Below are 13,838 nucleotides of genomic sequence, written 5' to 3'. Positions count from 1 at the left end.
GCCGCATGCCTAGCACGCGGCGCCCCCGTCCGGCAGCGGGCACCGCGGGATCACGCCGCCGCGCCCTCCCGGGCCCCCGCGCCGTCCTGCCGGTCCGCCTCCCGGGCCGCCAGCACCACCCCGGCAGCCACCGCGGCCGCAGCGACGAACCCGGCCGCGAGGACGGCCCAGTGCCCGGCGAAGGTGCACAGCAGTACGCCCAGCGCCGCGCACGGCAGCACCAGTTGCCGCGCCAGACCCGCCTTGAAGTAGCGGGCGTGCAGCAGCCACACCAGCAGCAGGTACAGCGCGGACGGCAGCGTCACGGCGGCCGCCGCCGCGAGGCCCGAGAGGTGGGCCGCGCCCACGGCGTGCTCCACCGACACCTCCAGGCCGGCGCCGATCGCGGCCGCCGACGCGAAGACCAGGTAGTGCCCGTAGCCCCAGAGGAAACCCTCCCGGTTCGACCGGAGGCGCGCGTGGGCGGGCACCACGAAGTAGATCCACCACGCGGAGAACACCAGCAGCAGCCCGCCCGCCGCGATCGGCGCCAGCTCGTCGAGCGCGTCGTTCTCCGCCACACCCGACTGCACGGCGACGGTCGCCGCCGCGATGGTCTCGCCCAGCACGATGATGGTGAACAGCCCGTACCGCTCGGCGATGTGGTGCGCGTGCCAGCTCGACGCGGAACGCCGCTCGGCGTAGAGCGGCACGGACAGCTCGGCCGCCGCCATCACCAGGAACACCCCCGGCGCGGCCCACGCGGGCCCCAGCACCAGGGCGCTCCACCCCGCCTGGCAGGCCAGCACCCCGCCCGCGTACCGCAGCGCCATCGCCCGCTCGGCGGCGTCCGAGGCGTCGCGGGCCACGCGCAGCCACTGGAAGACCAGCCCCAGCCGCATCACCACGTACCCCAGGTACACCATCAGCCAGTCGCCCTCGTCGAACGCCCGGGACACCCCGGCGGCCAGCAGCAGCACGCCCGCGATCTGCACCAGCGTCACCAACCGGTACAGCGCGTCGTCGTTGTCGTACGCCGAGGCGAACCACGTGAAGTTCATCCACGCCCACCACACGGCGAAGAAGACCATGACGTACTCCACGAGCCCCTCGGCCGCGTGCCCTTCGGCGACCGCGTGCACCAGCCCGGCGACCGCCTGGGCGACCGCCACGACGAAGCACAGGTCGAAGAACAGCTCCAGGGGCGTCGCGGAGCGGTGCTCCTCGTCGCGGTCGCGCGACACCAGCGGCCGCACCGGCCGTGCACTCACAAACGGGTGTGTCATGCGTCACAGCAGAGCAGACGGCAGGCCCGTGCACCGGATGAGACGCGCCAGCAGGTCCCGACGCCGCCGCCGACGTGTGAACGCTTTCACAAGCGGGGCTCGGCTTCGCCTGACGCCGGGCCCGCCTGCCCCGTCTGCCCCGCCTGGCCCGCCCGGACAAGGAGGCCCACGTCCGCTTCGTGCTCGCCCGGGCCTCACGGACGCCCCGCCGGCATCGAGGGGCGTCGCGGACTTCGCCGCCGGGCTCGGCAACGTCACCCGGGTCGACGTGCTGCCCTTCCACAAGCCGGCCGAGCCGAAGCGGCGGGCCCTGGGCAAGCCTTCACCCTCCACGACACCCCCGCACCGAACCCGACCAGGTGGCCCGGGCGAGTGCGGTCTTCGGCTCCCGCGGCCCCACGGCCGTGGAGCAGCCGCCCGGCCGCGGCCTCAGGCCCCGTAGGCTGGACGCATGAGTACTGCCCCCGGCTCCGATGCCCGCCCCTCGGCGGAACGGTCCGCGCCCGAGACCCGGCCGCCGGCGCTCGTCTTCGACGACCCGCTGGAGCAGCAGTCCGCGGACGACACGGACCGCGGGTGGGGCGACCGGACGCACACCTCCGCTGACGACCTGGCCCGCTTCCTCGACGAGAAGCCCCCGCACCACCTCTGACCCGCACCACCTCTGACCGCCCCCTGGGGCCCCCACGACGGCTGCGCCCCTCGCGGCCTCCACTCCCCGGCGGCCGCTCCCCCTTGGGGCCTGCACTCCCTGTGGCCCGCATCCCCTGGCGGCCGCACCCCCCGCGGCCGCATGCTCCTGTGGCTCGTACCCCGCCCGTGGCGTGCACCCCCTTGTGGCCGCACCCCGTGGCGCCTGCACTCTCTGCGCTCCACGCCCCCGTGGCGCGCGCCCCCTCGGTGCTCCCGTGGGCTCGCGGCTCGCGGCCGTGTGCGGGTCGGAACCGGTGGGGGTCGATGGGGGCCGGGGCGCGGGCGGGGCCCGGCCCCCACGGGTCCGCGTCAGCGCCGGCTGCTCGCCGCGGTGGCGCTGTCGCCGCGCTGGTGGACCAGGTGGTCGCGGATCTCCTTGAGCACCTCCAGCTCGGTGACCTCCAGGGTCTCCTTGACGCTCTCCGCCTCCTTGTTCCGTGCGGCCTTCCGGGCCAGGTACTTGGCCATCGGCAGCACCATCAGGAAGTAGACGACCGCGGCCGTGATCAGGAAGCTCAGCGTCGCGCTCAGCACGGAGCCCCACAGGATGGCGACACCGGTGCTGACCTCGCCGCCCTCCACCACGCACGGCCCCTTCAGGCAGAGCTGGTAGCCGTCCAGGTTCTTCGAGCCGAAGGCGCCCACGAGGGGACTGATGACGCCTTTCACGATCGAGTTCACGATGTTCGTGAACGCCGCGCCGATGACCACCGCCACGGCCAGATCGATCACGTTCCCCCGCATGAGGAACGCCTTGAAGCCTTCCAGCAGGCTTGTCCTGTTCTCCTGGCTCACTGAGGTGCCTTTCGTCGACGCGGGTGCAGTTGGCGCAGCCATTAGGCCGCGTCCCGCGGACAGCCGTCCAATCGGTACACACGGACCGGTGACGCGACAGCGCGCGCGTACGAGTCAGCACAAGGCCACCGCCAGGCGGGACGTCGCTCCCGCCGCCGCGAGTTCCGCGGCCGTCGCCCGCGGCACGGACAGCACCACCAGCGCACCGCCCTCGCCGTGGCCGGCGCCCGGTTCGGCGGCCGCTTCCGTGCCCGGCACCCGGACCACGCGGGCGGCCGACGCCACCACCCGGGCCGCGGGCCCCCGCCCGCCGGTGCTCCCGCGGGCAGCGGCGCGGCGATCACGTCCACCCGGTCTCCCGCCTTCAGGAGCCGTACGGCCTCCGGGTCCGCGATGCGCACCGGCGCCGACACGAGGGTCTCGCGGCGACCGGCCGCGGGACAGCCGCGGGCGCCTCCACGGGGCTCGGGGAGCCGCGGAAGCCCGACGCCGCCAGGGCGGCGGCCGTCATCGCGAGCCCGGCCGCCAGCGCCCGTCGCCGCCGCCGCGCCGACCAGTGCGCTCGGTACCGGCCGCCCCGGATCCGCAGCGGGGGGAACTGCGGGACCGTCCCGGGCGCGGGGACGAAGCCGGGCAAAGGGGAGTGCGGGGTCCCGGGCGGGGAGATGTGCGGGGACGCGGCCGGCAGCGACTGCGGGAGCCCGGACGCGGGGACGAAAGCGGGCGGAGGGGAGTGCGGGATCGCGGGCAGGAGCGGGTGCGGGGCCGCAGATGCGGGGACGTGCGGGCAGGACGACATGGCTCTCACCGCCTGGTCTGGAGGCCGGCCGCCGGGCTCTTCGCCGGCGGCCTCCCCACCATCCCGCGATCGCGCGCCGCCCGCTGGGGCCTGTGGACAGGCCGCCGGCTGTGGACAAGTCCCTCACTCGCCAGAGGGAGGCCACATGCCAGGAGGAGAAGCCCGTCCGCCAGGAGGCAAGCCCAGACGCCCCGTGAACCACTCACCCGCCGGCAGCAGGACCCACCGCCTGGAGAAGGCCCGACCTACCGGCGCAGGACCCACCCGCCGCAAGGAGGACCCGCCCGCCGGGGGAAGGGCCTACCGCCTGGAGGGCCTACCGTCTGGAGAAGGCCTGCCCGCCGGGAGGAGGACCCACCTGCCGGCAGCAGGACCCACTGCCTGGAGAAGGCCCGACCTGCCGGCAGCAGGGCCCCCGCCCGCCGGCAGCAGGGCCCCGCCCGCCGGCAGCAGGACCCACCCGCCGCAAGGAGGACCCGCGCCCGCCGGTAAGGCTGCTCGTCAGGGAAGCTCGATGCCCAGGTCCCAGCCGTCGTGCGCATGCGTGCACAGGCACGCCCGCGCGTCATTCTCCGGCAGCGCCGCCACCGCGTGGAACAGCACGGTCCGCAGCCGCTCCACGTTCTCCCCGAACACCCGCAGCACCTCGGTGTGCGAGACGCCCTCGCCGGTCTCGGCGCCCGCGTCCAGGTCGGTGACCAGCGCCATCGACGTGTAGCAGAGGCCCAGCTCACGGGCCAGGACGGCCTCCGGGTGGCCCGTCATGCCGACGACCGACCACCCCATCGCCGCGTGCCACCGCGACTCGGCGCGGGTCGAGAAGCGCGGGCCTTCGACGACCACCATCGTGCCGCCGTCGACCGCTGCCCAGCCCTGCCCGTGCGCTGCCGCCAGCGCCACCTTGCGGCCCTCGGGGCAGTACGGGTCGGCGAACGTCGTGTGCACCACGTTCGGCACCGTGCCGTCCGGCAGCGGCTCCCCGTCGAAGTACGTCTGCGTGCGCGACTTCGTACGGTCCACCAGCTGGTCCGGCACCAGCAGCGTGCCCGGCCCGTACTCCTCGCGCAGTCCGCCGACCGCGCACGGCCCGAGCACCTGGCGCACCCCGACCGACCGCAGCGCCCACAGGTTCGCGCGGTAGTTGATCCGGTGCGGCGGCAGCCGGTGGGCGCGCCCGTGCCGGGGCAGGAAGGCCACGCGGCGCCCGGCCACCTCCCCGAGGAACAGGGAGTCGCTGGGGCTGCCGTACGGGGTGCTGACCCGGAGCTCGGTCACGTCCTCCAGGAAGGAGTAGAAGCCGGAGCCGCCGATCACGCCGATCTCTGCGTTCGTCGCCATGCCGCTCACCCTAGACGGGGTTTCGGCCGTGCCGGCAGGTCCGCCCGTCCATGGGCCGCCGCCACGGCCCCGGTCGCCGCCCTGCCCCGGGCACACCGAAGGCCCCGCCGTGGGGAACGGCAGGGCCCTGGGGTGAGCCGTGTCAGGCGGCGGAGCTGCTGGTGCTCGACGACGTGGTGGACTTCGCGTCGGACGAGCCGGACGACGAAGCCGACGCAGACGTCGACGAGGAGGCGGCAGCCGGCTTCGACGAGGACGCCGGCGAGCTGCTCGACGAGGAGCCGCGGCTGTCGTTGCGGTAGAAGCCGGAGCCCTTGAAGACGATGCCGACCGCGGAGAACACCTTCTTCAGGCGTCCCTGGCAGCTCGGGCACTCGGTCAGGGCGTCATCGGTGAACTTCTGCACCGCCTCGAGGCCCTCGCCGCACTCGGTGCACTGGTACTGGTAGGTCGGCACTTGTCTTCCTCCTGGCACTCTCACTCGATGAGTGCTAACGAGCATCAATAGTGACGCATTCCCTCGCGTCAGTCCACCGTCACCGGCACGCGGTGACCGATGCCACGCGCGATGGTGCGGCCCGGAGGGTGCGCCTCCAGCCGGGACCGCAGCGCCACCACCGTGAGCAGGGCCAGGGCCGTGCCGCCCAGCGGCACCAGGAACCCGGCGCTCGACCCGTACGCGTCCGCCAGACGCCCCGCCACGGTCACCGCGGCAGCCTGGCCGAGTGCGACGGCGCCGGTCAGCCAGGTGAACGCCTCCGTGCGGGCGCCCGCCGGCACCAGGGACTCCACGAGCGTGAAGCCGGTGATCAGCGCGGGCGCGATGCACAGGCCCACGACCAGGCCGACCGCGCCCAGCAGCACCACGGAGTGGGCCGCCCACAGCACGGACGTGGCGGCGGTCAGCGCCGTGTAGCCGAGGACCAGGCGCCGGCGCGGCCCGGTCTTCCAGGCGATGGCGCCGACCGCGATGCCGGCCAGCATGTTGCCCGCCGCGAACAGCCCGTACATCAGGCCGTTGGCGCCGGGGTCGCCGATCTCCTCGGTGAAGGCGGTCAGCGAGACCTGCATGCCGCCGAAGACGGTACCGATGCCGAGGAAGGCCACCACCAGGACGCGGACACCCGGCACGGACAGCGCCGACGTGCCGCCGCGCCGCCGGCCGTGGCCCGCGGTGATCCGGTCGTGTGCGGGCTGGGTGCCCTTCTGGGCGGCGAACAGCAGACCGCCCACCAGGGTCAGGGCCGCTTCCGCGGCGAGGCCGGCCGCCGGGTGGACGCCGGTGCACAGGGCGGTCGCGAGGACCGGGCCGACGACGAACGTGAACTCGTCCGTGACGGACTCGAACGCCGCCGCCGTGGACATCAGGGGCGAGCCCTCCAGCTTCGCCGCCCAGCGGGCCCGCACCATGGGGCCGACCTGCGGCACGGAGGCGCCCGTCGGCACGGCGGCGGCGAACAGCGCCCACAGGGGCGCGCCCGTCAGGGCCAGCGCCGTCAGGACCGCGCCGGACGCGGTGTGCACCAGCACGCCGGGGAGGAGGACGGCGCGCTGCCCGAACCGGTCGGCGAGCTTGCCGCTCTGCGGGGCGAACAGCGCCATGGAGACGCCGGTGACGGCGGCGACGGCCCCGCGCTGCCGTACGAACCGGTGGTGTGCTGCACCAGCAGGACGATGCCGATGGTGAGCATGGCGAACGGCTGCCGCGCGGCGAATCCGGGCAGCAGGAACGTCCAGGCGCCGGGCGTACGAAGGAGCTGCCCGTATCCGGGACGCTTCGCAGCGTCGGAGGTGACCGTGGATGCCACGGCCCGTGCCTTTCTGCCGCCTGGTAGCGCTCACCGGGGTGCCGGGAGTCGCCGAGGGCTGTCCTCTTGCGCGGAAGCGCGGTAGATACCGGGGCCCTCGTCAGAGGTGGGCGGACCCGGCCGCCATACGGTCGCGCCAGCCCTGCGTCAGGCAGAGTTGGTCGATCAGTGTGCCTTCATGCTACAGGGAGGCGCCGGAGTGGTGCCTGTGAAATGCACGACCCGGGCCCCGGCGGACCTGGGAATGCGGCCCCTGCGCGTGCGTAGAGGCGGGAAGGAAGCGGCGGGGAGCGGCGCCCTGCGCGCGTAAGGACGGGGTCCCGTCCCGTGCGAGATCGGCCGGTCCTGCGGCCACACCCCGCCCGCACCACCGCACTACGCGTCCCGCCGCGACGGCATTCCCTGCCCGCATCCGGCGTCCAGCCCCCGGCGCTTCACGGGGGCCCGTCCGTGCCGAGCCAGCCCGCCAGCTTGCCGCCCCGGCCGACCGCGTGCAGACGCCGCTCCGCCGCGTCCCGCACCGGGTCCGTCGCCACGACCAGCAGCTCGTCGCCGCGCCGCAGCACGGTCGTGGGCGATGGGACGAAGCTCCTGCCGTCCCGTACGACCAGGGTGACGGCCGCGCCCGGGGGCAGCCGCAGCTCCGCGACCTCCACGCCGTGCATCCGGGAACGGTCGGGGACGGACAGCGACAGCAGATGGCCGCGCAGCCGCTCCAGGGGCGCGGACTCGACACCCAGGTCCGTGGCCTCGTCGCCCTCGCCGAGCCGCAGCACCTTGGCCAGCCACGGCAGGGTCGGCGCCTGGATCAGCGTGTAGACGACCACCAGCACGAAGACGATGTTGAAGACCTTCCTGCTGCCCTCGATGCCGGTCACCATGGGGATGGTCGCCAGGATGATGGGCACCGCCCCGCGCAGCCCCGCCCAGGACATCAGCACCTGCTCCTGCCACGGGATCCGGAACGGCAGCAGGCTGAGCAGGACCGACAGCGGACGGGCGACCACCGTCAGCACCAGGCCGATGATCACGGCGGGCCAGAAGTCCTCGAACAGCTCGTGGGGCGTCACCAGCAGGCCGAGCAGGACGAACATGCCGATCTGCGCGATCCACCCGAGCCCCTCCGCGAAGCCGCGCGTCGCGGGCTGGTGCGGCAGCCGGGCGTTGCCGAGCACCACGGCGGCCAGGTAGACGGCGAGGAAGCCGCTGCCGTGGGCCAGGGCGCACCCGGCGTACGCGGTGACGGCGATGGCCATGACGGCGATCGGGTACAGGCCGGAGGCCGGCAGGGCGACGCGCTTGAGCCCGTACGAGCCGAGGAAGCCCACGGCCAGTCCGACGGCGGCGCCGATGGCGAGCTCCAGGGCGATCTTCCCGACCAGGACGTACCAGCTGTCGACGGGTCCCGTGGTGGAGAAGGCCACGACCAGGATGACCACGGGCGCGTCGTTGAACCCCGACTCGGCCTCCAAGGTGCCCGTCACGCGCCTGGGGAGGGGCACTTTGCGCAGCACGGAGAACACGGCGGCGGCGTCGGTGGAGGACACGACCGCCCCGATCAGCAGGGCCTGGCGCCATTCGAGGCCGACCAGATAGTGCGCCGCGGCCGCGGTGACGCCCACGCTCACCGCGATGCCGCAGGTCGACAGGACGGCCGCCGCGGGCAGCGCGGGTCTGATCTCCTTCCACTTCGTGCCCAGGCCGCCCTCGGCGAGGATCACGACGAGGGCGCCGTAGCCGATGACCTGGGTCAGCTCGGCGTTGTCGAAGGCGACGTTGCCGATGCCGTCCTGGCCGATGGCGATGCCGATCCCCAGGTACAGGAGCAGGCTGGGGAGCCCGCTGCGGCTGGAGATGCGCACCGCGACGACGGCGACGAGCAGGACGATGGAGCCGATGAGCAGGAGTGCGTTGAGCTGGTGGACAGTCAGGGGCCGATCCTTCCCGGTGCTGTACGTGCTGTACGTGCTGTACGTGCTGTGCAGGTCGTGCTGTGCTCTGTGTTCTGTGTCCCGTGTCTCGGGTTCTGCGTTCCGCGTGCTGCGTTCCGCGTGCTGCGTTCCGCGTTATGGGTTCTGTGTGCTGCGCGTACGTGTATGTCTACGCGCTGGTGCACATGTGCGGCGTGAGGCACCTGTACGCGCATAGGCGGACAAGTCGGGCTTAGGTGAACGTTCCGGGGAACTTCAGCTGCCCAGCCTTCGGGGTACTTCGTTACCTTACCTAATCTTTAACGCGTCCTTGATGCGCCTTCCGGGCTCCGGGGGCCGCCGTACCAGGGGCTCCTTCACAGCTCCTCCCTGACTCCGCGTCCGGGCCGTGCGACGGCTGCGCCTATGGTTGCTCCAGCACTCCAGGACCAAGCCTGCGCCTCGAAGGACAGCGATGCCCGCCAACACCACCGTCTCTTCCACCAAGAAGAAGGGGCGACGTGCCCGCTTGCTCGTGATCGCCCTGGTGCTGGCGCTCGTCGCGGGCGTCGGGTACGGCGCCTACTGGGGCGTCAGCACGGTGCGTGCGCCGTTCCCGCAGACGACCGGCACCCTCCGGCTCGCGGGACTCGCGGGCCCCGTGGACGTCAAGCGCGACGCGTACGGCGTCCCGCAGATCTACGCCTCCACCGACGAGGACCTGTTCCGCGCCCAGGGGTACGTCCAGGCGCAGGACCGGTTCTGGGAGATGGACGTGCGCCGGCACATGACCGCGGGCCGCCTCTCCGAGCTGCTCGGTGACGGGCTCGTCGACACCGACGCCTTCCTGCGCACCCTCGGCTGGCACCGGGTCGCGAAGGAGGAGTACGACACCAAGCTCTCCGAGGAGACGAAGAAGAACCTCCAGGCGTACGCGGACGGCGTCAACGCCTACCTGGAGGACAAGCAGCCGCGGGACGTCTCCGTCGAGTACTCCGCCCTCGCCTTCGCGCACGACTACACGATCGAGCCGTGGACGCCGGTCGACTCGGTCGCCTGGCTCAAGGCCATGGCGTGGGACCTCCGCGGCAACATGGAGGACGAGATCGACCGCTCGCTGATGCTCGACCGCCTCAGCCCCGAGCAGGTCGAGCAGCTCTACCCCGAGTACCCGTACGACCTGCACCGCCCGATCGTCGAGGACTTCGAGGTCGAGGGAGCGGACTCCGACGCGGACTCCGGCAGTGGTACGGGTACGGGTACGGGTACGGGCAGCGGCACGGGTACTGGCAGCGGCACGGGTGCCGGGACAGGCAACGGCACGGGTGCCGGCGCCGGCTTCCAGGGCGGCGCTCAGGGCGGCGCCAACGGCCTCCAGGGCTCCGCGGGCGGGCAGGGCTCCACCGCCGCCCGGAGCGGCCTCCAGGCGCAGCTCTCCGGCCTTTCGGAGGCGCTGGACGACATCCCGGCGCTGCTCGGACCGAACGGCAACGGCATCGGCTCGAACTCCTGGGTCGTGTCCGGCGAGTACACGACCACCGGCAAGCCGCTGCTCGCCAACGACCCGCACCTCGCCCCCCAGCTGCCGTCGGTCTGGTACCAGATGGGCCTGCACTGCCGGCCCGTCTCCGCCACCTGCGGCTACGACGTCGCCGGCTACAGCTTCGCCGGCATGCCGGGCGTCGTCATCGGCCACAACCAGGACATCGCCTGGGGCATGACGAACCTCGGCACCGACGTCACCGACCTGTACCTGGAGAAGGTCACCGACCGCGGCTACCTGCGCGGCAGCAAGGAAGTGCCGTTCGAGACCCGTGAAGAGGTCATCAAGGTCGCGGGCGGCAGCAGCCGCACCATCACCGTGCGCACCACCAACAACGGCCCCCTCATCTCCGACCGCAGCGACGAGCAGGAGAAGGTCGGCCAGGAGGCGCCCGTCACCAACGGCGCGCCCGACCGCGGCGACGGATACGCCGTGGCACTGCGCTGGACCGCGCTGGACCCGGGCACCTCCATGGAGGCCCTGTTCAAGCTGAACCGCGCCAAGGACTTCAAGGAGTTCCGCGACGCGGCCCGCGACTTCGACGTGCCCGCGCAGAACCTCGTCTACGCCGACACCGAGGGCAACATCGGCTACCAGGCCCCGGGCCGGGTGCCCGTCCGCGCCGAGGGCCACGACGGCCGCTACCCGGCGCCCGGCTGGGACCCGGCGTACGACTGGAAGAAGGAGTACGTCCCCTTCGAGGAGCTGCCCTACGAGCTGAACCCGAAGCGCGGCTACATCACCACCGCCAACCAGGCCGTCGTCGGCGCCTCCTACCCGCACCTGCTGACCGAGGACTGGGGCTACGGCTCCCGCAGCCAGCGGATCAACGACCTCATCGAGTCGAAGATCAAGGACGGCGGCAAGATCTCCACGGACGACATGCGCACCATGCAGACGGACAACAGCAGCGAGATCGCCAAGATGCTGACGCCGTACCTGCTGAAGATCGACGTCTCCGACCCGTACGTCCGTGAGGCGCAGCAGCTGCTGGAGGGCTGGGACTACACCCAGGAGAGCGACTCGGCGGCCGCGGCCTACTTCAACGCGGTCTGGCGCAACGTCCTCATGCTGGCGTTCGGCGACAAGCTCCCCAAGGAGCTCCGCGTCGAGGGCGACTGCCTCAACGTGAAGCCGGTCGACCCGACCGTTCCGGAGGACCAGCGCGACAAGCTGGTACGGGAGTGCGGCAAGCGGGCTCCGGACAAGGCGCAGCCGGACGGCGGGGACCGCTGGTACGAGGTGGTCCGCCCCCTCCTCAAGGACGAGGAGAACGCCTGGTGGCACACCCCGGCGACCCGTCTCGACCCGGCCACCGCAACCCGCGACGAGCTGCTGGCCCGCGCCATGGACGACGCCCGCTGGGAGCTGACGGCGAAGCTGGGCAAGGACATCTCCACCTGGAGCTGGGGGCGCCTGCACCAGCTGAACCTGCGGAACCAGACCCTCGGCACGGAGGGGCCCGCCGTCGTGAAGCAGCTGCTCAACCGGGGGCCGTGGAACCTCAGCGGCGGTGAGGCGGCGGTCAACGCCACCGGCTGGAACGCGGCGGGCGGCTACGACGTCGTCTGGGTGCCGTCGATGCGGATGGTCGTCAACGTCGGCGACTGGGACAAGTCCCGGTGGATCAACCTCACCGGCGCCTCGGGCCACGCCTACCACCCGCACTACACCGACCAGACGGACCTGTGGGCCAGGGGCGAGCTGCTCGACTGGCCGTACAGCGCCCCGGCGGTGGACCGGGCGAAGGTCGACCACCTGGTACTGAAGCCCTGACCGGGCCACCGGGCGCCATGGGAGCGCCCGACGCCGAGGCGGCCCCTCAGGGCGCCGCGAAGCGGCGGACGCCCTCGGGCGTCACCACGGCACGGACGGGGTGGTCGTGCGGTTCCTCCGGGACCCGTGCGACCACCTCGTGCGCGTAGAGGAGCACCACGAGCGCCGGGTCCGCGCCTGCGCGCGCGAGGCGGGCCAGCACGCGGTCGTACGAGCCGCCGCCCCGCCCCAGCCGCATGCCGCGCCCGTCCACGGCGAGCCCCGGCAGCAGCACCGCGTCCGCCTCCAGGACGGCGTCCGGGCCCAGCCGGGGCCCCGCGGGCTCCAGCAGGCCGAACCTGGCCCGCACCAGCCGGTCCGCACCCTCGTGGACGGCCCAGTCCAGGTCGTTGTCGGGCAGCAGCACCGGCAGCAGCACCCGGATGCCACGCGCGCGTAGCGCCTCGATCAGGTCCCTGGTGCCCGGTTCGCGGCCCACCGAGACGTACGCCGCGACCGTGCCCGCCGCGGCGAGTTCGGGCAGCCGCAGCGCCTCGTCCGCCAGCGCCCCGGCGGCCTGCCGGACGTCCTCCGCGGTCAGCAGGGTCCGCGCGGCCAGCAGCCGGCTCCGCAGCGCCGCCTTGTCGGGTGCGGCCTGTTCCGCGGCCCTGCCCCCGCCTGCTCCGGCACCGGCTCCGGCTCCGGCGCCGATGCCGGGGCTCCGGCCCCCGCCTGCCCCGCGGGCGCCTCCCGGCCCGCCCCCGCCTCGGCGCCCGGGTCCGCGCCGGCCGCCGACTCCGCGCCTCCCTCGGCGGAGGAGCCCGCGCCCGCGCCGAGGCCGGCATCTCCGCGGCGGCCGCCGCCCCCGCCCGCTTCGGACCCACCACTCACTCTGTCCACGTCCCTCCGACCCGCGGGCGTCCGGCGGCCAACGTGCGCCGCAGAACGCCCCGTATACGTCTATATGAGGAGGAAGTTAACCGAAGGATCATCTTCCTCCCATAGGCACCGGCTATGGTGCTCCGCATGACTCAGTCGCACTCCAGGATCACCAAGGCTGTCATCCCGGCCGCGGGTCTCGGCACCCGGTTCCTCCCCGCCACGAAGGCCACTCCCAAGGAGATGCTCCCCGTCGTGGACAAGCCCGCCATCCAGTACGTGGTGGAGGAGGCGGTGGGGGCCGGTCTGCACGACGTCCTGATGATCACGGGGCGCAACAAGCGGCCCCTGGAGGACCACTTCGACCGCAACTACGAGCTCGAAGAGGCCCTGTTCAGGAAGGGCGACCTGGAGCGGCTGGACAAGGTCAAGGAGTCCAACGGCCTGGCCACGATGCACTACGTCCGCCAGGGCGACCCGCGGGGTCTCGGCCACGCCGTGCTGTGCGCCGCCCCGCACGTCGGCGACCAGCCCTTCGCGGTGCTCCTCGGCGACGACCTGATCGACCCGCGAGACCCCCTGCTGGCCCGCATGATGGAGGTCCAGGAGCAGCAGGGCGGCAGCGTCATCGCCCTCATGGAGGTCGACCCGTCGCAGATCCACCTCTACGGCTGCGCGGCGGTGGCGCCCACCAACGACGCCGACGTGGTGCGGGTGACCGACCTGGTCGAGAAGCCGGACGCGGCCGACGCCCCCAGCAACTACGCCATCATCGGCCGGTACGTCCTGGACCCGGCCGTCTTCGGGATACTGCGCGAGACGGAGCCGGGCCGCGGCGGCGAGATCCAGATCACCGACGCCCTGCACAAGCTCGCCACGGACAGCTCCCGGGGCGGCCCCGTCCACGGCGTGGTCTTCAAGGGCCGCCGCTACGACACCGGGGACCGCGGAGACTATCTCCGGGCGATTGTCAGACTCGCGTGCGAACGTGATGATCTGGGACCGGAGTTCCGGTCCTGGCTCCGCCGTTACGTCACCGAGGAGATGTAGGCC

The 13,838-nt window shown here is 73.0% G+C and carries 10 protein-coding genes and 1 pseudogene; 3 read left to right on the top strand and 8 right to left on the bottom strand.

Annotated features, from left to right (window positions below):
• Nucleotides 1-50: 50 nt before the first annotated feature.
• Entirely contained in the window at nucleotides 51-1,265 is a 1,215-nt protein-coding gene (locus L6E17_RS24980; RefSeq protein ID WP_236242954.1) for a low temperature requirement protein A, read from the bottom strand.
• Between the two features lie 451 nt (nucleotides 1,266-1,716).
• On the opposite strand from L6E17_RS24980, the gene L6E17_RS24975 reads away from it, so the two are divergent.
• Nucleotides 1,717-1,917, top strand: coding sequence for a hypothetical protein (locus L6E17_RS24975; protein WP_236242953.1), 201 nt, complete (start codon nucleotides 1,717-1,719; stop codon nucleotides 1,915-1,917).
• A 350-nt stretch (nucleotides 1,918-2,267) separates the two neighbouring features.
• Here L6E17_RS24975 and mscL read toward each other — a convergent pair whose 3' ends face one another.
• The 6 genes and pseudogenes from mscL to L6E17_RS24945 all read right to left on the bottom strand — a co-directional run bounded on the left by mscL (nucleotide 2,268) and on the right by L6E17_RS24945 (nucleotide 8,683).
• A complete protein-coding gene (mscL, locus tag L6E17_RS24970) occupies nucleotides 2,268-2,753 on the bottom strand; it encodes a large conductance mechanosensitive channel protein MscL (RefSeq protein WP_236242952.1) in 486 nt (161 codons plus the stop codon).
• Nucleotides 2,754-2,867: 114 nt separating this feature from the next.
• Nucleotides 2,868-3,038, bottom strand: a complete 171-nt coding sequence (locus tag L6E17_RS24965) for a hypothetical protein (protein WP_236242951.1) — start codon at nucleotides 3,036-3,038, stop codon at nucleotides 2,868-2,870.
• Between the two features lie 1,015 nt (nucleotides 3,039-4,053).
• Nucleotides 4,054-4,890: an S-methyl-5'-thioadenosine phosphorylase gene (locus tag L6E17_RS24960; RefSeq protein ID WP_236242950.1), complete on the bottom strand. Its 837-nt coding sequence runs from the start codon at nucleotides 4,888-4,890 to the stop codon at nucleotides 4,054-4,056.
• Nucleotides 4,891-5,032: 142 nt separating this feature from the next.
• A complete protein-coding gene (locus tag L6E17_RS24955; protein ID WP_236242949.1) occupies nucleotides 5,033-5,347 on the bottom strand; it encodes an FmdB family zinc ribbon protein in 315 nt (104 codons plus the stop codon).
• Between the two features lie 68 nt (nucleotides 5,348-5,415).
• Nucleotides 5,416-6,698: pseudogene (locus tag L6E17_RS24950) on the bottom strand (MFS transporter).
• Between the two features lie 434 nt (nucleotides 6,699-7,132).
• The gene (locus L6E17_RS24945; RefSeq protein ID WP_236243103.1) at nucleotides 7,133-8,683 is read right to left on the bottom strand and encodes a potassium/proton antiporter; all 1,551 of its coding nucleotides are present in this window, start codon (nucleotides 8,681-8,683) and stop codon (nucleotides 7,133-7,135) included.
• Nucleotides 8,684-9,083: 400 nt separating this feature from the next.
• Here L6E17_RS24945 and L6E17_RS24940 point away from each other — a divergent pair, with 400 nt between their 5' ends.
• Nucleotides 9,084-11,927, top strand: coding sequence for a penicillin acylase family protein (locus L6E17_RS24940; protein ID WP_236242948.1), 2,844 nt, complete (start codon nucleotides 9,084-9,086; stop codon nucleotides 11,925-11,927).
• A gap of 46 nt (nucleotides 11,928-11,973) precedes the next feature.
• Here L6E17_RS24940 and L6E17_RS24935 read toward each other — a convergent pair whose 3' ends face one another.
• Nucleotides 11,974-12,540 (bottom strand): 5-formyltetrahydrofolate cyclo-ligase, encoded by a 567-nt coding sequence (locus L6E17_RS24935; protein ID WP_236243102.1) that lies wholly within the window; start codon nucleotides 12,538-12,540, stop codon nucleotides 11,974-11,976.
• A gap of 392 nt (nucleotides 12,541-12,932) precedes the next feature.
• On the opposite strand from L6E17_RS24935, the gene galU reads away from it, so the two are divergent.
• Complete coding sequence (gene galU, locus L6E17_RS24930; RefSeq protein WP_236242947.1) at nucleotides 12,933-13,835, top strand: UTP--glucose-1-phosphate uridylyltransferase GalU; 903 nt, start codon at nucleotides 12,933-12,935, stop codon at nucleotides 13,833-13,835.
• The last annotated feature ends 3 nt before the right edge of the window (nucleotides 13,836-13,838 follow it).

The organism is Streptomyces sp. CC228A, assembly GCF_021390935.1.
Lineage (GTDB): Bacteria > Actinomycetota > Actinomycetes > Streptomycetales > Streptomycetaceae > Streptomyces.
The sequence above is the reverse complement of the archived record's forward strand: the minus strand, read 5'-3'. Positions and strand labels throughout refer to the sequence as shown.